This is a genomic window from Dyadobacter psychrotolerans (assembly GCF_004349265.1).
GTDB classification, from domain to species: domain Bacteria; phylum Bacteroidota; class Bacteroidia; order Cytophagales; family Spirosomataceae; genus Dyadobacter; species Dyadobacter psychrotolerans.
Genome location: NZ_SMFL01000001.1, coordinates 341,349 through 364,049, shown reverse-complemented (window position 1 = coordinate 364,049; position 22,701 = coordinate 341,349). Strand labels below are relative to the sequence as shown.

20 protein-coding genes are annotated in these 22,701 nt (G+C 42.0%); 8 read left to right on the top strand and 12 right to left on the bottom strand.

Going from position 1 to position 22,701, the window contains the following annotated elements; translation table 11 throughout:
• Positions 1 to 146: 146 nt before the first annotated feature.
• Together E0F88_RS01645 and E0F88_RS01640 are read right to left on the bottom strand one after the other, a co-directional pair.
• Positions 147 to 1,772 (bottom strand): NADP-dependent glyceraldehyde-3-phosphate dehydrogenase, encoded by a 1,626-nt coding sequence (locus E0F88_RS01645; protein ID WP_131956014.1) that lies wholly within the window; start codon positions 1,770 to 1,772, stop codon positions 147 to 149.
• A gap of 331 nt (positions 1,773 to 2,103) precedes the next feature.
• Entirely contained in the window at positions 2,104 to 3,459 is a 1,356-nt protein-coding gene (locus E0F88_RS01640; protein ID WP_131956012.1) for an MATE family efflux transporter, read from the bottom strand.
• A 232-nt stretch (positions 3,460 to 3,691) separates the two neighbouring features.
• On the opposite strand from E0F88_RS01640, the gene E0F88_RS01635 reads away from it, so the two are divergent.
• The 4 genes from E0F88_RS01635 to E0F88_RS01620 all read left to right on the top strand — a co-directional run bounded on the left by E0F88_RS01635 (position 3,692) and on the right by E0F88_RS01620 (position 10,347).
• Entirely contained in the window at positions 3,692 to 6,166 is a 2,475-nt protein-coding gene (locus tag E0F88_RS01635; protein WP_131956010.1) for a TonB-dependent receptor, read from the top strand.
• 279 nt (positions 6,167 to 6,445) lie between these two features.
• A complete protein-coding gene (locus tag E0F88_RS01630; protein WP_131956008.1) occupies positions 6,446 to 6,895 on the top strand; it encodes a response regulator in 450 nt (149 codons plus the stop codon).
• Positions 6,896 to 6,978: 83 nt separating this feature from the next.
• Positions 6,979 to 9,795 (top strand): PAS domain S-box protein, encoded by a 2,817-nt coding sequence (locus tag E0F88_RS01625; protein WP_131956006.1) that lies wholly within the window; start codon positions 6,979 to 6,981, stop codon positions 9,793 to 9,795.
• Between the two features lie 66 nt (positions 9,796 to 9,861).
• Entirely contained in the window at positions 9,862 to 10,347 is a 486-nt protein-coding gene (locus tag E0F88_RS01620; protein WP_131956004.1) for a hypothetical protein, read from the top strand.
• On the opposite strand, the gene E0F88_RS01615 is transcribed toward E0F88_RS01620, so the two are convergent.
• Positions 10,348 to 11,214, bottom strand: coding sequence for a DMT family transporter (locus E0F88_RS01615; protein WP_131956002.1), 867 nt, complete (start codon positions 11,212 to 11,214; stop codon positions 10,348 to 10,350).
• A 105-nt stretch (positions 11,215 to 11,319) separates the two neighbouring features.
• Here E0F88_RS01615 and E0F88_RS01610 point away from each other — a divergent pair, with 105 nt between their 5' ends.
• A complete protein-coding gene (locus E0F88_RS01610; RefSeq protein ID WP_131956000.1) occupies positions 11,320 to 11,679 on the top strand; it encodes a DUF1801 domain-containing protein in 360 nt (119 codons plus the stop codon).
• 3 nt (positions 11,680 to 11,682) lie between these two features.
• Here the strand turns inward: E0F88_RS01610 and namA are convergent, their stop codons facing one another.
• Genes namA through E0F88_RS01595 form a run of 3 tightly spaced genes read right to left on the bottom strand, consistent with a single transcriptional unit; the run spans position 11,683 to position 15,242 of the window.
• Positions 11,683 to 12,756 (bottom strand): NADPH dehydrogenase NamA, encoded by a 1,074-nt coding sequence (gene namA / locus E0F88_RS01605; protein WP_131955998.1) that lies wholly within the window; start codon positions 12,754 to 12,756, stop codon positions 11,683 to 11,685.
• Between the two features lie 49 nt (positions 12,757 to 12,805).
• The gene (locus E0F88_RS01600) at positions 12,806 to 13,000 is read right to left on the bottom strand and encodes a YwbE family protein (protein ID WP_131955996.1); all 195 of its coding nucleotides are present in this window, start codon (positions 12,998 to 13,000) and stop codon (positions 12,806 to 12,808) included.
• A gap of 4 nt (positions 13,001 to 13,004) precedes the next feature.
• Positions 13,005 to 15,242, bottom strand: coding sequence for an FUSC family protein (locus E0F88_RS01595; RefSeq protein ID WP_131955994.1), 2,238 nt, complete (start codon positions 15,240 to 15,242; stop codon positions 13,005 to 13,007).
• Positions 15,243 to 15,483: 241 nt separating this feature from the next.
• On the opposite strand from E0F88_RS01595, the gene E0F88_RS01590 reads away from it, so the two are divergent.
• Together E0F88_RS01590 and E0F88_RS01585 are read left to right on the top strand one after the other, a co-directional pair.
• Positions 15,484 to 16,065, top strand: a complete 582-nt coding sequence (locus E0F88_RS01590; protein WP_310589671.1) for an HPP family protein — start codon at positions 15,484 to 15,486, stop codon at positions 16,063 to 16,065.
• A gap of 111 nt (positions 16,066 to 16,176) precedes the next feature.
• A complete protein-coding gene (locus tag E0F88_RS01585) occupies positions 16,177 to 16,737 on the top strand; it encodes a GNAT family N-acetyltransferase (RefSeq protein WP_131955992.1) in 561 nt (186 codons plus the stop codon).
• A gap of 65 nt (positions 16,738 to 16,802) precedes the next feature.
• Here the strand turns inward: E0F88_RS01585 and E0F88_RS01580 are convergent, their stop codons facing one another.
• The 5 genes from E0F88_RS01580 to E0F88_RS01560 form a co-directional block, all read right to left on the bottom strand.
• A complete protein-coding gene (locus E0F88_RS01580; RefSeq protein ID WP_131955990.1) occupies positions 16,803 to 17,231 on the bottom strand; it encodes an organic hydroperoxide resistance protein in 429 nt (142 codons plus the stop codon).
• A gap of 21 nt (positions 17,232 to 17,252) precedes the next feature.
• Positions 17,253 to 17,699, bottom strand: a complete 447-nt coding sequence (locus tag E0F88_RS01575) for a MarR family winged helix-turn-helix transcriptional regulator (RefSeq protein WP_131955988.1) — start codon at positions 17,697 to 17,699, stop codon at positions 17,253 to 17,255.
• A gap of 130 nt (positions 17,700 to 17,829) precedes the next feature.
• Positions 17,830 to 18,354, bottom strand: a complete 525-nt coding sequence (locus tag E0F88_RS01570; protein WP_131955986.1) for a ferritin — start codon at positions 18,352 to 18,354, stop codon at positions 17,830 to 17,832.
• A gap of 114 nt (positions 18,355 to 18,468) precedes the next feature.
• Complete coding sequence (locus E0F88_RS01565) at positions 18,469 to 18,816, bottom strand: hypothetical protein (protein WP_131955984.1); 348 nt, start codon at positions 18,814 to 18,816, stop codon at positions 18,469 to 18,471.
• Between the two features lie 275 nt (positions 18,817 to 19,091).
• Positions 19,092 to 20,765 (bottom strand): glutamine--tRNA ligase/YqeY domain fusion protein, encoded by a 1,674-nt coding sequence (locus tag E0F88_RS01560; RefSeq protein ID WP_131955982.1) that lies wholly within the window; start codon positions 20,763 to 20,765, stop codon positions 19,092 to 19,094.
• Positions 20,766 to 20,935: 170 nt separating this feature from the next.
• On the opposite strand from E0F88_RS01560, the gene truA reads away from it, so the two are divergent.
• The gene (gene truA, locus E0F88_RS01555; protein WP_131955980.1) at positions 20,936 to 21,685 is read left to right on the top strand and encodes a tRNA pseudouridine(38-40) synthase TruA; all 750 of its coding nucleotides are present in this window, start codon (positions 20,936 to 20,938) and stop codon (positions 21,683 to 21,685) included.
• Positions 21,686 to 21,718: 33 nt separating this feature from the next.
• Here the strand turns inward: truA and E0F88_RS01550 are convergent, their stop codons facing one another.
• Complete coding sequence (locus E0F88_RS01550) at positions 21,719 to 22,684, bottom strand: 3-keto-disaccharide hydrolase (RefSeq protein ID WP_131955978.1); 966 nt, start codon at positions 22,682 to 22,684, stop codon at positions 21,719 to 21,721.
• Positions 22,685 to 22,701: the final 17 nt, after the last annotated feature.

The following is a 22,701-nucleotide window of genomic DNA, read 5'->3' as shown; positions in this document are numbered from 1 at the left end:
TATTTTATTTTGGAGAAGCGTTAAGTGCGTATGACGACAGCTTACAGGATCAATTAACTTTCTAAATTTATTTTTACTTATTCCCCAAACCAAAAAAATGACCACCCGGCTTTCGAAGGGCAGCCATTTTATTATTTGGTGTTTTCTTAAAATATAAACTTCGTACTTAAAAAGTTTGAGCTGTCGTCATGGACGATTTCGTTGATCAGTTGTTTATTGGTTTCATTCATTTTGAAAGCTACCAGTGAACGGATGGAGAAAGACCGGATTGCATCGGCAACAGACAGGGTTCCTTCGGCGCTGTCTTTTCTTCCTGTAAACGGAAATACATCCGGCCCGCGCTGACATTGGCTGTTGATATTCACGCGGCTCACCTGGTTTACCAGCGGATCTATCAGTGCAGCAACTTCGTTGGCGTTATCGCTGAAAATACTTACCTGCTGACCGTGCGTTGCTTCAATCAGGTATTCAATCGTTTCTTCCAGGTCGTCAAAAGGAACAACAGGTACGATTGGACCAAATTGCTCTTCATGATATAATCTCATTGCCTTAGTAACCGGATACACTACCGCCGGATAGAAAAATGTACCTGCCGATGTACCGCCGTTTTCGTTTACAACTTCTGCACCGTGCGCTTTGGCGTCAGTAATACAATCGTTGAGATAATTTATTTTGTTGTTCTCGGGAAGCGGAGTAAGCGACACGCCTTTTTTCCACGGCATTCCGTATTTCAATTCTGAAACAGCAACATTAAACTGTTTTAAGAATTCTTCGGCAATGCTGCGATGCACCCAAACGATTTTAATTGCAGTACAACGCTGACCGTTAAATGACAAAGATCCCATTAAGGTTTCCTTCACCGCAAGACTGATATCCGCATTAGCCGTAATAATGGCTGCATTCTTGGCATCAAGACCTAAAACTGCACGCAACCGGTTTACCTTCGGATGCTGCTTTTTAAGTTCGTTGGCAACTTTGCTGGATCCGATTAAAGTCAGCACGTTGATTTTTCCGGATTGCATCAGCCCCGGAACAATCGTATTCCCGCGACCATAAATTACATTCACCACACCTTTTGAAAAACAGGTTCTGAATGCTTCCTGCAAAGGGTAGTGCAGCAGCGTACCGAATTTCGGAGGTTTGAAAAGGATCGTATTACCCATGATCAGCGCCGGGATCAGGGTTGTGAAGGTTTCGTTAAGGGGATAATTAAATGGCCCCATACATAACACAACACCAAGCGGAGACCGGCGAACCTGTGCGGCAATTCCATCCACAATTTCAAAAGTGGATGAATCTCTGTCGAGGTTTTTTAGTGAATCTATGGTTGCGTAGATGTATTCGACAGTACGATCAAATTCTTTTACCGAATCGGCAAATGACTTGCCAATTTCCCACATGATGAGTTTAACGATAATATCCTTTTGCTCGATCATCATACCCGTAAACTGTTCAACGCAATGAATACGCTCAGCGACACCCATGGTCGGCCATTCACCGCGCCCGTTGTTGTAGGCGGCAACAGCTGCTTCAAGTGATTCCATTGCTTCTGTTTCTGTACAAATCGGATAACTTCCGATGAGTACGCGCTGAAGACCGCCCGGGGTTTGTACGCTGATCGGAGAGAACACTTCGTGCACCTGGCCTTTCCAGGTTTTCATTTCTCCGTTGCTGAGATATTCGCGCTGGTGAATTTCGGCGGGAAGCTGAAACTCTGCCGGAATATCTTCTGCCTTGAAGAAAATTTCTTGTAGGGTAGAACTAAACTCCATTTTGATAAAATTATGTATAAAAGATTTGGATATTAAACGTCAGTTAGACAATTAATAAATTGTCCGTATTTTGGGTGTTTGGAATTGCTTTGATTATTTAATAGTTAGGTTGTTTTTTTTGCTAAATTACTTTCGAAGAAACAGACAATGTGTTTGATAAGCCCGAGCCGGTTACTTTATACTTTCTAAATCCTGAAATTTAATTCATTTGAAGAAGTGAACATAGTGATGCTTTCCATCAGGACGAAGGATTTGAAATGTTAACCTGAAAGAAACTGGATTTTACTTTTAAATTTTAATTGTCAATGAAAACTAATATGGATTTAACTGATTAATTTTCAGATAATTGAAGATCAGTTTGCGGTTTGTTTCTTTTGCTCATTTTGAAGAAACGCATCATAAGAAAAGCAGAGGCCAGTGTAAGGCCTAAAATCAATCCCAGCCACATACCGGCGGCGCCCATGTTAAAGTGAAAAGCGAGCAGATAACCAACCGGGATACCAACAACCCAATAGGCAATACCGATCAAAATGGTAGGGGTTTTTACGTCCTTAATCCCTCTCAGCAAGCCAGCGCTGATAGCCTGTGTACTGTCGGAAATCTGAAAAACAGCAGCGAAGAGCAGCAGCAGAGCAGCTAACTGGAGTACTTCCGCATTGTCATTAAATGCCTTGGGTAATTGGTAGCGAAAAACGCTGAATGCGATTGCACAAAAAATTCCATAACCAAGTGCCGTGTAAACCGTGCTTTTCCCAATTAAGAATATTTTCCCCCAATCATTTCTCCCAAACGCGTTACTTACACGTATAGAACCAGCCTGCGCAAGTCCCATGGACACCATAAAGGTAAATGAAGCACAACTCAGTGCAATTTGATGTGAAGCCTGAGCAACAGCACCAAGCGTTCCGATGATAATCCCGGAAATAGCAAATGCGCCTGCCTCCATGCCAATCTGTAAGCTACTGGGAACACCGATGTGCAGCAATTCACGCATGGTCTGGCCTTTCACAAACCATTGGTTTTTGCTTACGGCGATGTATTTACTAAAAGTTTTATGTTTTAAAATAATTACTAAAAGGGCCAGAAACATACAGGAACGGGTAATGAGCGTTGCCCAGCCGGCACCAGCCAGTTCGAGTCTTGGGAATCCCCAGTTGCCGTAGATCAGCAGCCAGTTGAGCAGAATGTTAAGCGGCATGCCAGCCAGGGAAAGGATCATGGCTGTCCGGGTATATTCCAGTCCGTCTGCAAATTGTTTTAATGTCATAAAAAGCAGCATCGGTATGATCGAAATTCCCATCAGCTGCATGAAGGGCATTGCCAGTTTTACTACTTCCGGATCCTGGCCAAGGTGGTACAGCAGGTCTTTTCCAAAAACCAGCGTAAGTGAAATGATCAGCGCTGTAAGTGCACAAAGTATGAAGCCGTTAAACAAATAATGTGAAACCAGCTTTGCATCACTGCGGCCATGAGCCAGGGAAACCATCTGGGAAACAGATATAGTCATCCCAATACCAATCACAAAAGGAATATTCATCGCATTGATAACCAGTGCAGCAGCGGCCAATTGTTTATAGCTGATTGCTCCTACCATCGCACTGTCGATGAGGTGAAGTGCCATTTGGGCAAGTTCTCCGATAATGATGGGAAGTGCTAATCTTATCGTCTGTGATGCTTCGTTTTTCATGGCTTGTGTATGCTGAATCTTAAAAAGGGCTGCAAAGTTAAGGAAGTTTGGCGGAAGGAAAGGTTGATTAAAAAAGATAATGAGAAGTTAACGGTCAGCTGTGTTTTGCGCCGGGGAGAAAGTCAATTTTGTCGTCGAGCTACAAACCATAGAGTAAAATAAGTTGAGAATACAGTTTATATATATAGTACATCATTGATTAAATATTGAATTGAAATTTACTTTACATACAATGAAATTTAAGGAGGGAATACAACCGGGCATTTTTCAGTACCCTGCAAAAAAACGGGCTTGCCAGGTGTTTGTGATACTATTTTTGAATGCTTTTTTTAGTAATCAAATTCATGCCCAGACTACGGGCAAACTGAAAGTGGTTGGTAAAATCACAGACAGTCAAACCGACACTCCGCTGGCCTATGCAAATGTCCGGTTATTCAAATTGGTAGACAGCGTTTTTGTTGCCGGTGCGATCACGGATGAAACGGGTAGTTTTGTGGTCGACATAACGGCCGGTAATTACTACGCACTTTCAGAATTTATCGGTTACAAATCGAATTATAAATCTGCAGTTCACCTCACAGCTGTCAATTCTCCCCTCGATTTGGGAAAAATAAAACTGGCAGCCTCTGCCAGAAATCTGGAAGAGGTTACCGTGCAGGCGGAAAAAAGTACGATGGAACTGTCTCTGGACAAAAAGATATTTAACGTCGGGAAAGACCTGGCAAATGCAGGCGGAACAGCCGTGGATATTCTTACAAATGTACCATCGGTGGCTGTGGATGTGGAAGGTAATGTAAGTCTCAGAGGCTCCGGAAATGTGCGCATCCTGATTGATGGAAAGCCTTCCGGTTTAGTAAGTATCAAAGGTGGTGCGGGCCTTCAGTCTTTGCAGGGGAGCATGATCGAACGCGTGGAAATTATTACAAATCCTTCTGCACGTTATGAGGCCGAAGGGATGGGAGGGATCATTAATATTGTTTTGAAAAAAGAGAGAAAAGAAGGCTTTAATGGCTCTTTTGATATCATTACAGGTTATCCGACAAACTACGGAGCGGCAGCAAACGTAAACTACCGCAGGAAAAATCTGAATTTTTTTATCAATTACACCATGTCTTTCCGGAACACGCCGGGGCGTAATTATCTCTATCAGGAAACCTACCGGAATGACTCAACTTTCATCATGGAGCGGGACATGCATAGTAAGCTGCGAGGCATGAACAACAGTGCCAGGGGAGGAATTGATTATTATTTTAATACAAAAAATATTCTCACCGGTGCTTACACCTGGCGAACCAGTAAGGGGAAAAGGTTTTCTACTTTGAACTATAAAGATTATCTGTTCAGCACAGCAAATCCTACCGGAATTACCACCCGGACTCAGGATGAAACAGAAACGGAACCAAATGCTGAATATGCCCTCACTTACCGGAAAACTTTTAATCGCAAAGGACAGGAGTTTACGGCAGATGTGCGGTATCTCGACAATTGGGAAAATTCTGACCAGTATTACAGAGAGAATGTATACAAGCCGGATGGAAGTCCTTCGGGCATACCGTTCCTTTTGCAGCGGGCGGTAAATTATGAAACGGAAAAACAATTGCTTTTCCAGGTAGATTATGTTCATCCTTTTGGGAAAGACGGAAAACTGGAGGCCGGTTTACGAAGTAGTTCCCGTGACATGACAAATGATTATTCAGTTACACAGCAGGGCGAAAACGGTGAATGGTTTGTTTTGCCAAACCTGACAAACGACTTTTTGTACGAAGAAAATATCAATGCGGCTTATGGAATTGTTGGCAACAAATTCAGGAAACTATCTTACCAGGCTGGTTTGCGCGCAGAATGGACGGGTGTTACAACCGAACTGAGAACAACAAAGGAAGTGAATGAGAGGAAATATGCCAACCTCTTTCCAAGTGTGCACCTTACCTACGATCTGGCAAAGCAAAACGCGATGCAGCTGAGTTTCAGCCGACGTGTGAGGCGACCACAATACAATGATTTGAGCCCGTTTGCGACATATAGCGATAACCGGAATTACTGGAGCGGCAACCCCGACCTGAACCCCGAGTTTACCAATGTGTTTGAAGTCGGGCATATCAAGTATCTTGATAAAGGATCAATTACATCATCCATTTACTATCGTCATACAAACGGAAAAATTATCAGTATTCGTACTGTTCAGGATAACGGGAATTCGTACACAAGACCGGAAAACCTGGGAACAGAAGATGCCTACGGTGCCGAATTTACGGGTTCATTTGTACCATATCAATGGTGGAAACTGGATGGGAGTCTTAATTTCTTCAGGGCTATTACGGATGGGACGGAAGTTGATCAAAGCTTTAAAAGTGATACTTATAGCTGGTTTGTGCGGATGACGTCGCGGTTCACGCTCTGGAAAACAACGGATCTTCAGTTCAGGGGAAACTACGAAGCGCCGCAGCAAACGCCGCAGGGCCGGCGCGAGGCTTTGTCAACGCTTGATCTGGCGGCAAGTCGCGATATTCTTAAAAATAACGGAACGCTTACACTAAGTGTGATTGATGTTTTCAATTCACGTCGTTTCCGAAGCATTACGGAGGGAGCAAATTTTTACACGAGAAATAATTCCCAGGGCCGGTTAAGACAAATCAACTTAACCTTAAACTATCGTTTACATCAGGCAAAGAAGAAGGCGAAGGATGGTATTGACGGAGAATTTTAATCAAATATTTTCTATTTGCCGGCTTCAATAATATAGCCTTGAGAATGTACAATGCGTGCTAAAATATTGTAAATCTGAATTTTATATTTTATCTGGAATGTATTTGACAAATATTCTGTTTGTATCTGAGAAATAGAATTTATTTTGTTTTTGAAATTAGTTGTAACTACGTATCTTGTAGAAGCTTAATTGTAATTTGCTTGATAAGCTGTACTTGTCCTGCCTGCTAAAGGCAACGTGTTTCGGGTTGCTGTGTAAAAATTTGTTTAATTTTGAGGTATGAGTATTAAATCAGGTAAATCCATTTTTCTTGCGGATGACGATGCAGATGACTGCATGCTATTTGAAGATGCGCTGCGTGAAGTTTCTGAAAGCGTTGAGCTGACAACTGCATACGATGGCGTGGAGCTAATTAATTTGATGAAAACAAATGTTCCACCGCCGCCGGACGTGATTTTTCTTGATCTGAATATGCCAAGAAAAAATGGCTTCGAATGTTTGGAGTATATTCGTAAAACTTCGCAGTGGAAAGATATTCCGATCGTGGTGTTTTCTACAACCGGACAGGAGGATATGGTAAAAAAAGTATATGAGCAGGGCGCTAACTATTTTATTCGTAAACCCGGGTCATTTCCAAAATTAAAGCAGGCAATTCGCCAGATTCTGGATATTGACTGGACAAGTCATAGCTGGAAACCTGCATCAGATAATCTTCTTTATCATTTCTAAAACGTTAAAAACTTCAATTCAAGGCAGGTATTTCCTGCAAACTCAACACAACCCTTCTGATTCTTATACCCATCCGTCCAGGTATGAATGTTGTTGAACTTGATTTTGAAAGGGCAAAAACCCGTCATCTTCTTTTTAAAACGCGCCTACAATCCATATTTTACGGCTCTGATGTCGATCAGCAGCTGTGTCTTTCTTATCGAAAATGTCCTGTTGGTCAATGGCTTTATGGTCATGCGTCAAAGCAATATGGACACATTTCAGAGATACAGGACCTTGAACTGGTTCATCTGGAGATTCATCTGGTAGCGACAAATATTATTGATCTTTACAAACAAGGTAAAGCTGAGGAAGCGTATGCCAGGTTTTCAGAAATGGAAGCAGCTACTAATCGCTTTACCGATTTGCTGTTAATCGTTGAGCAAAAGGTAATTTCTGAGGGGAAGTTTGTGTCTGACCAAAATATCTCCGAAGAAATACGTATAAACTACGAAGAGCTATTGGAGCTGAATCGTTTAAAACAGGATCTGGCTCAGCGTATTAAATCAAAAACCCCAAGAGATTCTGCAAGTTTCATCAATACTGGTGATAGTAAATTCCGAAGCACAATGATGCAGGCTCCTGTTGGTATCACCATTTTAAGAGGGGATCAGCTAGTGGTGGAGATGGCAAATAACAGTTATCTTGAAATTGTAGACAGGCGCGAAGATGAATTGATTGGAAAGCCATTGTTTGACGCACTGCCGGAGGTAAAGGAATTCATCGAACCTATTTTGTTAGATGTTTTAAAAACCGGAGTGCCGTATTACGGCAATGAGTTTGAGGTTATTTTGAAAAGGTTTGGGCAGGAAGAAAAGTGTTATTTCAATTTTGTTTATCAGCCGCTGATTGAAATTGGATCTGAGATCGACGGAATTATTGTTGTTGCGACAGAAGTAACTGCACAGGTTGAAGCAAAAAATGCTTTGCAGAGAAGTGAAAATCAGTTTCGGAATCTGGTTACGCAGTCGCAGTTTTCAAAAGCAATTTTTAAGGGAGAAGATTTTATCATAAGCCTGGCCAATGAAAGTATGCTGCGTATGCTTTGGCGCCGGGAGCTACATGAAGTTGAAGGTAAAATGCTTCTGGATGTCTTTCCTGAACTTGCAACACAGAAATTTCCTGCCATTTTGAGGAATGTTTTTAAATCCGGTAAAACCTACCGCGAAAATGAGGCCATTGCTTTTGTGGATGGTCCGGGCGGAATTAAAAAACATTATCTGGATTTCCAGTACGCACCCATGTTTGAGATCGATGGGACGGTATCGGGAATTATGGTTTCTGTAAATGATGTAACTGAAAAAGTGGAGGCCCGGCAACAGGTTGCAGATGCGGCTGACCGGCTTTCTTTGGCAACAGAAGGTACACAGCTTGCCACCTGGGATCTGAATCTTCGGACTTATAACATCATTTATTCCAGCCGGCTGGCAGAAATTTTTGGATTTGAAGGCAGAAAGAAAATCACTCATGTGGAACTCAGGAGCAGCGTCCATCCCGACGACGTCCACAATGTCGTAGAAGACGCTTTTGCAACTGCTTTAAAAACAGGTGTATATTATTACGAAGCGAGAATAATCAGACCCGACAAATCGGTTCGCTGGATACGCACACAGGGTAAGGTTTTGTTTGATGCCGGTCATGTCCCTTCACGTATGCTGGGAACTATGATGGATATTACGGACAGAAAACAGGCCGAAATTGCAATAGCAACGAGTGAAGGCAAGTTCCGGACGCTGGCTGATTCAATGCCTCAGTTTATCTGGACCGGCGATACTGAAGGGAATCTTAATTATTTTAACAAATCAGTTTATAGTTATTCAGGTTTAGCGCCGGAGCAAATTGAAAAAGAGGGCTGGCTTCAGATTGTTCATCCGGAAGACAGAGCAGAAAACATTCGTCTCTGGCAGGATTCTATCACCACAGGAAATAACTTTCTTTTTGAACACCGTTTCCGAAGAAGCGACGGGGCATATCGCTGGCATCTAAGTCGGGCAATAGCTCAGAAAGATGCAAATGGTTTTATTCAGATGTGGGTAGGTACAAGTACCGATATTCACGATAGCCGTATGTTTATCGATCAGCTGGAAGCAAAAGTACAGTTGAGAACAAAAGAACTTACTGTTGCCAATGACGAGTTGGTGAAAACCAATATGGAGCTGGCACAATTTGCTTATGTTGCCAGTCACGATTTACAGGAACCGCTGCGTAAGATACAGACATTTGCTACCCGTATTGTGGAGACAGAAAGTGCAAATCTGTCTGATAAGGGCAAGGACTATTTCCAAAGGATGCAATCTTCTGCCACCAGAATGCAGCAGCTTATCGTCGATCTGCTGGCCTTTTCACGTGCCAATGCGGTGGAGAAACACTTCGAGATGACAGACCTGAATGTTGTTTTGAGTAATGTTAAAGAGCAGCTGTTGGAAAATATTCAGCATAAAAATGCCGTCATCATCTCAGATAAGCTGCCAGTTCTACCGATTATTATTTATCAGTTTGAACAGCTCTTTACCAATCTGATTGCCAATTCATTAAAATTTGTTCCGGTTGGTGTAACACCGGTTATTGAAATTACATCAGGACTGATTGCCGGCAGCAAATTAAACACGCCTGTCCCAGCTATTTACAAGGAATATTATTTCATTTCCTTTCAGGATAACGGTATCGGTTTTGATCAGCAGTTCAAGGACCGGATTTTTCAGGTTTTTCAAAGGCTGCATAACAGAAATACCTATGAAGGAACCGGAATCGGCCTGGCTATTTGTAAAAAAATCGTAGAAAACCATCACGGCTTTATTGATGCTGTGGGTCACGAAGGTCATGGAGCCACTTTTACGATCTATCTCCCGTCAGATCGCTGAAGTTTGTAATTATCTGTTTCTGTTATCATTTTTACACAAGTAAAAGTAATTTGAATAGCAGAAATTATGGGTCAGCAACTTATTCCGGCAAATGAATGGATAAAAATAATTGTGTTATCCGGCATTATCGGTACCGCCGTAATGACGCTGTCGATGTATTGTCTCACATTTCTTACAACCAAGGTAATGCCGGTGGCCCGGGTACTCGGAACGATGATTACCTGTCAGACTACGGATGATGGCCATCTTTCCGACAGCCGGATTGCAATAGCTGTCGGAATCCTGGCGCACTATGCGGTCGGGATTTTTTTTGCGTATTGTTATCACGTTTTGTGGATGTTCGGAGTAGGTGAGCCGGGTTTTTGGAACGGCCTGCTGCTCGGTTTACTGAGCGGGACATTTGCAGTTATTTTTTGGTTTACATTTGTTGCTGTTCATCCTTTTCCACCCAAAATAGATTTGAAAGATTACATTCCCGCATTATTTCTTGGCCACTTTATTTTTGCATCAACGGCCGTTGTGGCTTACATCTTCCTGATTGGAAAGATTTAGCTAGGCGTGGAGGGTCGATTTAGGCTTTTTAAAAGTTATTCCTATGCCAGAGAGGATGACAATTCCGCCAATAATCATTTGAATCGTTATTACCTCATCAATAAAAACCCAGGCTATGAGTCCGGTCACAACAGACTGGCTAAGCAAACTAAGCGAAACGCGCTCTGCATCCAGTTTTTTAACCGCGTAGCTAATCGCAAGCCATCCAAGTAACTGTGAGATCACACCCTGAACAGCAAAAATGCTCCATATCGCTGGAGTGAAGTTCCATAGGGGCTGATTTGTAAAAAGACAGATAGTTAGCAAATACAAACTGGAGACGCCCATACTGTAAGTCATAAAACTGACAATGCTAATCTGGTTAAGGACTGTTTTGCTGATGAGCATATACGTTGCATAAAGCATTCCTGACAAAACTGCCAGCATAAACCCTTTATCAAATTGCATATTCAGGAAAGTATCAGGACCGATTAAAACGACAAGTCCCGCCATGGCAATTATTGTTCCGATCCAGAATTGTAATTTTGGTTTTTCTGTTAAAAACAGAAAGGATCCAATACCCACCCAAACGGGCGATAAGTTGGTAAGCAACGTGGCCTGGGTTGCGTTTGAATAATGAATTGATAAATTCCAAACAGCAATATCGGTTCCAAATAAAATACCACAAGTCAAAATTCGCAGCCATTGTGAGCGGGAAGGTATTTGTAAATTTTGCTTAACCAGTACAAAAGGCAGCAGGCAGATAAAACCGATGAACATCCTGTAAAATGCAGAACTGATGCCTGAGACCGGTGCCCATTTTACCAAAACAGGAAAAATACTGATACTTAAAACACCAATAACAAGGCTGATACGCGGATTCAACATAATCTGTAATTTCAACACAAAGATATGAATTGGGAGTTCACTGTTTGAAATAAGTGTGAATTTGGCTTTTTAACGAACAGGAGTGTAAACAAAAATAACTATAAGGTGACCGCAGCAGATAACTATTTCTATAGTAAGGAAAAGCCTTTAAGCGGTTGTCTGCTGGCTTTAAGGCAGATTATCCTAAATCAGTCCGGTGAGATATCTGAGATCTGGTCTTACAAAATGCCATTTTATTGTATTACGAAGGGTAAAAAGACAAAACGCTTCTGTTATTTATGGACTGACAAAAAGTCAAAACTGCCCTATCTGGGAATTGTTGACGGCTATTTGCTAAATCATCCGGAACTGGTTTCAGACAATCGAACAAAAATGAAGATCTTTTACATGGATCCTGAAAAAGATCTGCCTGTTGAAAAGATCAATCTGATTCTTCAACAGGCAATCGGACTAATAGAGAAATAGAGACTATTTCGTTGGTTTTGCTCTTTCGTACTGAACCGGCCAGGTAAGGTCATCACCCAATTCTGTTGCCGCGTGTAGCGGGAAGTAAGGATCTCTCAGGAATTCTCTTGCCATGATAATTAAATCGGCCTCGCCGTTTTCAAGTATACTTTCCGCCTGTTTTGCATCTGTTATCATGCCCACCGCGCCGGTTGGCATTGCTGTAAATTTCTTTATTTCTGCCGAAAACGGAACCTGGTAAGATGGCCCAACCTGGATTTTGGCATACGAAACCGATCCGCCAGTGGACACATCTATTAAATCAACATCTTTTTCCAGCAGTGTGTCTGCCAGTCTAACTGACTGCTCCTTATCCCAGCCATTCTCCGCCCAGTCGGTAGCTGATATTCTGACAAATATTGGCAAATGTTCAGGCCATACGGTTTTGACGGAATCAATAATTTCTAACAAAAGGCGGATCCTGTTCTCGAAACTTCCACCATACTCATCCTCACGCTGGTTGCTCAATGGAGATAAAAACTGATGAACAAGATATCCGTGAGCTGCATGTATTTCGATTACCTTAAAACCGGCGGCCAAAGCGCGTGATGCCGCGGTGGCAAAATCAGCGATTACTTTCTGAATAGCGGATTCATCCATTGCCAAAGGCGTGTCGTATTTATCGCTGAAAGCAATCGCGGACGGACCAAGGGTTTTCCAGCCACCGTTATCCACTGGTACCAAACCGTGTCCCTTCCAGGACGAATAAGTGCTGGCCTTTCTTCCCGCATGAGCAAGCTGAATTCCGGCAACAGAACCCTGAGCTTCAATAAAATCAGTAATCTGTTTTAATTTTTCAACGTGTTCGTCTTTGTAAATACCAAGATCGTCCGGAGAAATTCGTCCTTCTGCTGAAACTGCGGTTGCCTCTGAAATAATCAGCGCTGCACCGCCAACCGCTCGGCTACCCAGGTGAACCAGGTGCCAATCCGTGGCAAATCCATCCTCTGATGAATATTGGCACATGGGAGATACGACGATACGGTTTTTTAATGTGATGCTTTTAAACTGTATAGGAGAAAATAATTTTGAGGACATTTTTTGATCTTTTATTTATCTAAACTGGTAAATGAAAATAATAAGTTTGTCAGCCAATTTCTTTAACGCGGCCCACTTCGCCGTTTTGTAAACGTACTTTTATGCCATGAGTATGGTTGGGTGACTTTGTCAGGATGTCTTTTACAATTCCGCGTGTAAGTTTTCCTGTTCGCTGATCTTGTTTCAAAACAATGGCGACGGATAGTCCAACGGTGATATTTTTTCTTTCAGTTCCGGATAACATTTTACTAAACTTTAACAGGTGCTACTTTTTGTAATATTTTAATTTCATCGATGGTAATGGTGCTGATCAGTTCAAAGAGACCATTTATCGTTTTTAATTCTGACAAAACCTTTCTTGCGGGCGACTGTGCCGACTTTTCAATTCCCAGTTCTCGTATTTCTTTTTTTCTCTTGATAAGCAGTTCAGCCAGACGATGGTTTTGCGGGAGCGACTCACGCACAATTTCAAGGTTGCCGTGCAGTTTGCCATCTACCACATCCTCCGCAGCCTGAAATTGTCGGTCAATTTGGCGGATCATCAATTCAAACTCCGTGAAAAACTCGGTCTGGATGTTATTTTGGGCGTAAGTTGAAAGCGATGCAACATAGGAAGTTAGCATATGGCTGGTGGCAACAAACTGGTGATATTCTTCCATTTTCAACTGTTGCCGTTTCGGTTCGGACAGCATCTTTTGAAAATTGTCAGATAGGTTCGCCAGCGCAATGATCGCATCTTTTCTGGTAACTTTCAGATCGTTAATGTCCAGATTTTTACCAGTGAATTTCGCTGCCACAATATCAAAATATTTCCGATTTGCCTGTAAAGCCTCTTTGATGTACTGGTTAATTTGCGAATGTTCCCAAACCGGCAAAACATAGGATGAAATGAAATAGGCAATTACCGAGCCAATTACAGTATCAATCACCCTGTCCTGCAAAACGGCCGTGATATGCGCCGGGTTTAAAAAGTTAAACCAAAGCAAAACGTATAATGTGATACTCACAGATGCAATAAAATAATTGACTTTGAGAAAGGTATATGCCAAAATCATGGCGAGCATCATTAAAACGAAATGAACGGTACCATCTTTGATAAGATAAAGTATAAGAAACCCGGAAACCGCACCCACCAGTGTTCCTGCGATCCTGTACAGATTACGTTGTTTCGTTATACTAAAAGCAGGTTTCATGATGGTTACGATCGTAAGCAGTATCCAATACCCATGCCCGAAATCGAAAAACAAAGATGCAGCATATCCAATGAGAAGCCCCAATGTAATGCGCAGCGCATGGCGAAAATGACTTGATTTTAGTGACAGGTTGTCCAGCAAAGTCTGTGGTTCGTACTCTTGTTTTGGTACAAAATTATCGACCCCTACATTTAGTTTATGGTCTTTGCTTATTTCTGCATCATATGTGGTTGCGCGATGAAGTTTTTTAATGCGTTCGGTAATATCCTGTAAACTATTCAGAATCTGACGCAGCATGATATAATCCTCCATGTTTTCGTGCGTCATGCGGTCCTGTCTTACTCTTTCAAAAGCCGCCTGGCATTTGTTAAAGGCTTCATCAAGATCCCGTTTTGGCCGCGAAGAGTAGCCTCCCTGTATGGCCAGACCAATCTGCTGAATCTCAGCAGCCAGCCAGTTGATGTATGTGCCAAATAATCTAAGGACCTTGGTGTCGTCAAAGGCGCGGTGCAGGTTGGTGTAATTTTGCTGAGAATTTAAAATTCGCTCAAACAGGTCAATACTGTCTAGAAACATCAGCATCAATACCCGGCTTTTGTTGGTTGACTCGGTTACAAACTCTCTGGTTTTAAAAATAATTTCACGCAAATGTTCATGATTTTCTCTGAGCAGAACCTGCTGATGGATCATCTGCGTGAACAGCTCATCGTAATCCGGTTTGGCAAAATAGTATCCTGCCTTTATGGAAAGGAATTTGCCGAGCTCAGTAAAATTTTCACCTAAAAGCTGTTGTATGAGCAGGTAAGGCCGTAAAGTTTGTATGACAAGAAATAAAATCAGATACCAGACACCTCCCGCGGAAAAAATAAGCGCGTTTCTTAATACGGCGTCTCCGCTCATGTGGTCGTCGATATTAAAAACAAAAACCAACAGGGATATCAAACCGATGCTGTTTGCCCTGTTTCCGTAAACACCGATGAGGGAAAAAAACATACCAAAAACAATAATTTCGGCAAAAACAATGAAGTGGATATGGCGAAGAAATCCTGTAATACAGGCAACCGCAAAACACATTACGATCGCAATTGCAAGTGCATTTCTTCTTCTGTGAAATGGGCCGGGGTTATCAGTACTTCCAATCAGCAAAGTGCCCAGCGGGAAGGCAATCATGTCGCTCAGAATGCCAAAATGCTGAAAAATGAGGCTGGGAATTACCGCTCCCAGTGTTAACCGAACACCGGTTGAAAGATAATGGCTGGAAAGAAATTTCTTAAACTCGTCTAAATAATTCATGAAGTGCTGTGATAGCCTGCGCAATACTACCAATATATAATTTGGCACAAAAGCTATACCAATATTTTATTCGGGCTGCTGATAATATTTAACTTTGTCTGTTTATAATTTGTCTGTTTATAATAGGATATGCCTCAATTGATTTTTCTAAATCTTACTTTTGTTATAATCTCCTAAAGAAACAACCATAATTGTTCCGGTCGGGTTCTTTAAAAGAAAGAAAATGTAATTATTTTAAGTTTTGAGAAAACGTTTGAAAAAACATGTGCGCATGGTGCGTTATGTGATTTACAAAGAAACACTGATTGATTTTAAGGATCATTTCTGGACTTTTGTAGGTTCCTTTCTCGGTATTGCCCTAATCGGTTTTATTAATAAAGAAAGTTTCAGTGTTACCGATAACGTTTTCCTGATTGGCTCATTTGGTGCTTCCTCGGTTCTTATTTACGGAATTGTAAACAGCCCGCTTGCTCAGCCCAGAAATTTAATTGGGGGACACGTCATATGCGCCGTGGTTGGTGTAACGGTTCACTATATCATTCCAAATGAAATCTGGCTTTCATCCGCATTTGCCGTTTCATTATCGATCGTGTTTATGCAAATAACCAAAACGCTGCATCCGCCTGGAGGAGCCACAGCGCTAATCGCTAACATCGGATCTGAAAAAATTACGAGTCTTGGTTACCTTTACGTGTTCAGTCCGGTGCTTTCAGGTGTGATCATTCTTCTGCTGGTAGCACTGCTGGTCAACAACCGCGCCGCACACCGAAAATATCCTGCTAACAAAAACTGGTACAAAATCTGGGAACGCCGTTACCGGTAGCAACCTGGAGCCTAACCGGTCATAAAAAAGAAGTTTCAATAAACGCCAATTGTAGTGTTCCGGTTTGTAAATTAGAGAGTTGGTACTGCTTCTCTTTAACTTCTGATATAGATGTTGTTTTTAAGATTTGACCCTTTCCCGGTGCTCGAAACGGAGCGGCTTGTTCTGCATGCGCTGACTTGGGAAAATTCCGGAGACATATTTTTACTGAGAGGAAACCCGCAGGCGATGAAATACATCGGAAAACCAACATTGCAAACGCTCTGGGAGGCGGAGCAATTAATCGTTGCTTATCAGGAGAACGTACGTGATAAAATTGGTATTACGTGGGGAATCACGCTCAAAAGTGAGAATACCGGGCTGGTCGGAACCATTGGTTTTCATAAAATAGACAGACCAAATTACCGGGCAGAAATCGGTTACATTTTACATCCTGACCAATGGGGAAAGCAAATCATGAACGAGGCGATCAGAAAAGTTGTAGATTATGGTTTTCAGGAAATGGATCTGCATAGCATTGAAGCGAAAATCAATCCTGAAAATAGCCAGTCAGCGAAGGTTTTATTAAAAAATGGTTTTGAAAAAGAAGCTTATTTTAAACAGGCCTTTTATTCTGAAGGTAAATTTGTTGATACAGAAGTTTACTCACTGATAACTAATGTTGAACACTAGCCTTTAAAAGAGAAGCCACGAAAAAAATCCGTGGCTCTCTATGTAACTACAACTCTAATTACTCACTAACTATTTATAGTTGTTTTCAAAGTCACTTCCACATTACCGCGGGTTGCGTTGGAGTAGGGGCAAACCGTATGTGCCTTTGCAACAAGTTCTTCAGCAACGGATTGTTCAACATCCGGTATATTAACTTCCAATGTGATCACCAATCCAAAACCATCAGTTTCATTTTTGCCAATACCTACCTGGGCTGTAACTTTCGTTGTTCCTGTTTTAGCTTTCGTGGCTCTTATTACATGGGAAAGCGCGCTGTCAAAGCAAGCCGCGTAACCCGCAGCAAATAGTTGTTCCGGGTTGGTGTAAGCCCCGCCGGCACCACCCATTTCTTTTGGTGTTCTTACTTCCAGTTCTAAAACGCCATCCGAAGAAACAACTTTGCCGTTCCTTCCGCCGGTTGCTGTCGCAGCAGCAGTATATATTGCAGTTACCATTTGTGGTTATTTATTTGTTGTTTAATTACTTCTTATTAATTCCAGGTTGTTGATTTTATCCAGCATGCCTTTTGCCAGCGTTCGCATCTGATCCAGTTCCTGATAAGAAAGCTGTAAGCTGCATTTAATCTCTTCCGGTATTGCGGATGCCTTTTCTTTTAAGTTTTCGCCAGCTTCGGTAAGAGAAATAATTACCACACGCTCGTCTTCCTTTTGGCGCTGGCGTGTAACCAGATTACGGTCTTCCATTTTTTTTAAAAGAGGTGAAAGTGTACCTGAATCCAGCATAAGTTTACATCCCAATTCTTTCACACAGAGTGAATTTTCTTCCCAAAGCACAAGCATGACAAGATATTGAGGATAGGTGAGGCCCATTTTCTCCAACAGAGGGAGATAATGGCTGGTTACTTTCCGTGATAATGCATAAAGTGGAAAGCAAAGCTGATTAGAGAGTTTTAATAATTCCATATCGTTAATTAATTGCACAAAATTAAATTGCATACAATTCAATTACAAGCGTATCAGGAAGTATTTACAGAATGCATAAAAAAAGAGCTGCCTTTGGGAGCAGCTCTTCTATGAAAAATCTGTATCAGAATTAGCTCTCAGAGCTAATTTTTAAAATTGCTTTGTCGATGTGGTAACGGCCTGTACCTTCTTCGCCAATTACGTCGAAAAGTTCGATGGCGCGACGAGCGTTATCTTCCTCTTCGATTTGTTCGTTTACAAACCACTGGATGAAGTTCTCAGTACCGTAATCTTCTTCTCTGCGGCTTTGTGTTACAATGCGGTTGATAGACTGAGTCACGCTGATCTCGCTTTGCAAAGCTGCTTCGAAAACACTTCTGAAAGAGGCAAATTCCTGTTTAACAGGAGCAACTTCCGGAGAGATTGCAGTTCCGCCAACGGTCATGATGTAGTTGAAAATTTTCAGCATGTGGCCACGTTCTTCGTCCGATTGTTTCAGGAAGTATGCAGCACTGTTTTTGTACCCGTTGCGGTCGCACCAGGAAGCCATGGCTAAATATTTAGAAGAAGCTTCCGCTTCCATTTTAACCTGGTTGTTTAAAAGTATCTCTATTTCTTCTTTTAAAGAAGTACGTTGTCTAAGTAGGTCTCTCATGATTATATATTGTTACTGCTTTCAATTACTAAGCACAAATATCACATGAAAGTTCACGATTCCAACGTATACGTTGAAATTTGGAATTGGTCTAAAATGAAGGGAATGAGCTATTTAGACTAATTCTGATTCCTGATAAAGCAATTCATGCAACATTGAATTTAATTCAATGGCAAAATGCGTGCCGTTTACCAGATCCCGTAATTGAATCAGTTCACAGAGGGTAAGTTTTTGGTAAATATTTAACTGAGGGGCTTCAACGAACTCATAATCAGATTCGTCGGAAAGGTCAAATATTTTGCTGCGGATGTCTATTTTGTTAATGAACCTTCTGAAATTGAGGAAGTCCAGGATACGGAATGAAGCTTCCATCTCACCGAAATTCACTACAATTCTTGAACTCTTGTCACACTGAAAGCTGTAACCCTTAGAAGTACTGAACAATTCATTCGAGATAATCACTGCAAGCCTTGTTTGAAACGTGGAAATTATTCCGCAAAGATAAGTGCTAACTCAATTGCAAGCAAGTTTATTTAAAGGCATTCTAATTATATTTTGTGGGAGCTGTTGTTGTTTCATGCAAAGGAAGGTGAGAAAAAGTAAAGCACGCAAAGATTTTCTCTGCGTGCTTTATGATAGTGCTTTGGCCTTTTCTTCTATCTTTTTATTATCCGTCCGACGGCTGTTTCGCCATCAGACCGGTAATAAAAATTATTGATGAATTTTTCTAAAAAAAATTACTTCTCCGCAGCTTTCGCCCAGTTGTCACGAAGTGTCACAGTTCGGTTAAACACCGGTTTTTCGGTTTTGCTGTCTGTATCGGTTGCAAAATAACCTTTGCGTAAAAACTGAAAGGCCTCGCCTGGTTTTGTATCGGTTAAAGCTGGTTCTGCATAACCAGTAATGATACTCAATGATTCGGGATTGATGTAATCTTTAAAATCTCCTTCTTCGCCGGAAACATTTTCAACTGAAAATAACCTGTCGTACAAACGAATTTCAACAGAAACTGCATGCGGTGCCGAAACCCAGTGAAGCGTACCTTTTACATTTATTCCGGTTGTATCCTGTCCGCTTTTGCTGTTTTCAATATAGGAACAGTGTACTTCGGTTATTTCTCCGTTTTCATCCTTTACAAAATCATCACACTGAATGATATAGGCGCCTTTAAGCCTCACCATTTTACCTGGTGCCAGGCGGAAATATTTCTTCGTCGGGATTTCCAGAAAATCTTCTTTTTCAATAAAAATTTCTCTCGAAAAAGGAATTTCCCGCATACCCGATGCGATATCTTCCGGATTGTTTTCACTGTGGCACATTTCTATAACACCCTCCGGAAAGTTGGTAATCAACACTTTCAATGGATCCAGAACCACCATCCGGCGCAAAGCTTTTTTGTTCAGATCTTCACGAACACAGAATTCAAGCAAACCTACGTCGATCATATTTTCACGACGTGCCACCCCGATCCGGTCACAGAAATCGCGGATACTTTCCGGTGTGTAACCTCTTCTACGCAATCCGCTCAGTGTCGGCATCCGCGGATCATCCCATCCATTTACATGTCCGTCCTGCACGAGCTGTAAAAGTTTTCTTTTGCTTGTAACGGTGTAATTCAGATTCCGTCTTGCAAACTCGTACTGATGCGAAGGATAAATCTCAAGTTTTGCTATCAGCCAATCGTATAATTCACGATGCGGTGCAAATTCGAGTGTACAGATTGAATGAGTCACATTTTCTATGGAATCACTTTGCCCATGTGCAAAATCGTACATCGGATAAATGCACCATTTGTTTCCCGTCCGGTGATGATGTGCATGTTTGATCCTGTACAAAATCGGGTCACGCATCAGCATGTTTATATGCGCCATATCGATTTTGGCACGAAGCGTACGACTCCCATCCGGGAAATCACCGTTTTTCATTTGCTCGAAAAGCGCCAGATTTTCCTCAATGCTGCGGTTACGATAAGGGCTGTCTTTACCAGGTTCAGTAGGCGTGCCTTTTAATGCAGCAATTTCCTCAGAAGTGGAATCATCAACATAAGCCAGCCCTGCATTGATAAATTTCAGTGCGAATTCATAAAGCGTATCGAAATAGTCGGAAGCGTAAAGTTCGTTTTTCCACTCAAAACCCATCCAGCGGATGTCGTTTTTGATGCTTTCCACATATTCTGTATCTTCGGTAACCGGATTGGTATCGTCGAAACGGAGGTTGGTGTAGCCGGGAAATTTTTGTGTTAATCCAAAATTCAGACAGATACTCGATGCATGGCCAATGTGCAGATAACCATTGGGTTCAGGAGGAAAGCGCGTTACAATTTGCTCATATTTGCCTGATTGTAAGTCTGCCTCAATAATTTCCTCAATAAAATTCAGGTTCTTCTCTTCTTTTTTTTCTTCCGTAATCATACTTGGCTGACAATTTTTCGATAAGCAAAGTTAACGTTCTTCCTGTCAACCCGGAAATATTTTATTTTGTTCGGAAAGATAACAGTGGAAATAAAACCTTAAGATGGCTGAAAAATTCGCTTTCAGGAATGTTTAGTTCATATTTTCCCTTATTCAGCTACTTTTGTATCATGCGTTATTTTATCGAACTAAGTTACAAGGGCACCGCTTACAATGGCTGGCAAAAGCAAAACAACTCTCTGGGAGTTCAGCAGGTTTTAGAGGAGGCAATGAGTAAGATACTGCGAAAACCACTGGAATTGACGGGCAGTAGCAGAACGGATACCGGTGTACATGCAGAACAGCAGTTTGCTCATTTTGATTTTGATGAAATTCAGGATACCGAAAAACTGGTGTATAACATCAACGGCATGATCCCCCGGGACGTGGCTGTTCAGAGAATTTTTTCAGTTCCTGAAGATACAAATTCCCGTTTCGCGGCTACCCATCGTCGTTATCAGTATCGGATCAGCAAAATAAAAAATCCGTTTCTGATGAATCAGGTTTATGTTTTGAGGGCCGATCTGGACCTGGAAAAGATGAATCAGGCTGCTGCGCTATTGTTGCAGTATTTTGATTTCGAGAGTTTTAGTAAAATACATACTAGTGTTAATAATTTCCGGTGCAGTATTTCGCAGGCGGAATGGTCCGTGGAAGATGATCTGTTGATATTCAGTATTCAGTCAAATCGGTTCCTTCGGGGGATGGTACGTGCTTTGGTTGGAACGCTTCTGGAAGTAGGGAAAGGCAAAAGAACTGTTGCCGATTTTGAAGAAGTTATCAAATCCAGGGACAGAAAAAAAGCCGGCGCACAAGCACCGGCCGAAGGACTTTTTTTAGTAGAAGTAGGTTATCCAGCCGAACTGATCCCAACAAGCTAACTTTTTAACTCTTCCTAACTTCTTATTTTAAATCTATTTCGCCGGAGTAATTACAATATTCCTGTATTCCACCGGTCCGTGGTCACCCTGGATCAGCAGCGGTCCGGGTTCTCCCTCGTTGCTGTCGATCGCTCCGCCTGTGATTCCCGGAATTTCCTGGTTTGTAATAACTGTTTTTCCATTTGCAACAAGTGTAAGGAAACGGCCAATCAAAGTAATGTCGAGGGTATTCCATTCACCGGCTTCTTTTGCAACCATTTCGCTTGGTGTGATAAATCCGTAAACAGCTCCCATTTGGTCCAATGCAGGTTCCATTCCTTTGCTATCAGTTACCTGCACTTCGTAACGACCGCGAAGGTAAACGCCGCTATTGCTTCCTTTTGGAATGCGGAATTCAATGTGAAGTTTAAAATCGTCATATTTTGTTTCTGTCACAAGATTCGCTCCTGATTTTGGACTTTGCAGAATACCATTTTTCGCTATCCACTGATTTTCTCCTTCTGCATGCCAGCCCTTCATGTCGTTTCCGTTGAAAAGCGTAACTGGTTTCCCCCATACCGGAGCTGTCTGACGGCGCAGAGACGGAGCGCGGACACCTTTCCATTTGTATGACTTTCCCTCGCTGGTGGTAAGCGTTCCAGTCAGTTTTTCACCTTCGAGTGTACCTTCAACGGTCATGTCATTTGTTCCTTTTTCCCACTGTGGTGGAATGGCGAAGCTCATTTTGCCATCTTTAAAAATAACACGGGAAATGGGGCGGGCGCTTCCAACGATGCCGGTGAACTGTCCGATCAGGGTGCTGGTTCCCGAATGCCTTACTTCAAGCCACGAAGGCGAGGCTTTCCCGTCAACATCAATGGTGATATCCCATCTTCCTTCAATAGGAGACGCAGCCATACTTTTATTGCCAAACTGTGCAGTAAAAATGACTAACAGTAAAAATGCAGTTGGTAGTAACCGTGGTAAATTTGATGGTTTAATAAATCCTGAAAGGTTCATAGGTTTTTGTTTAAGCG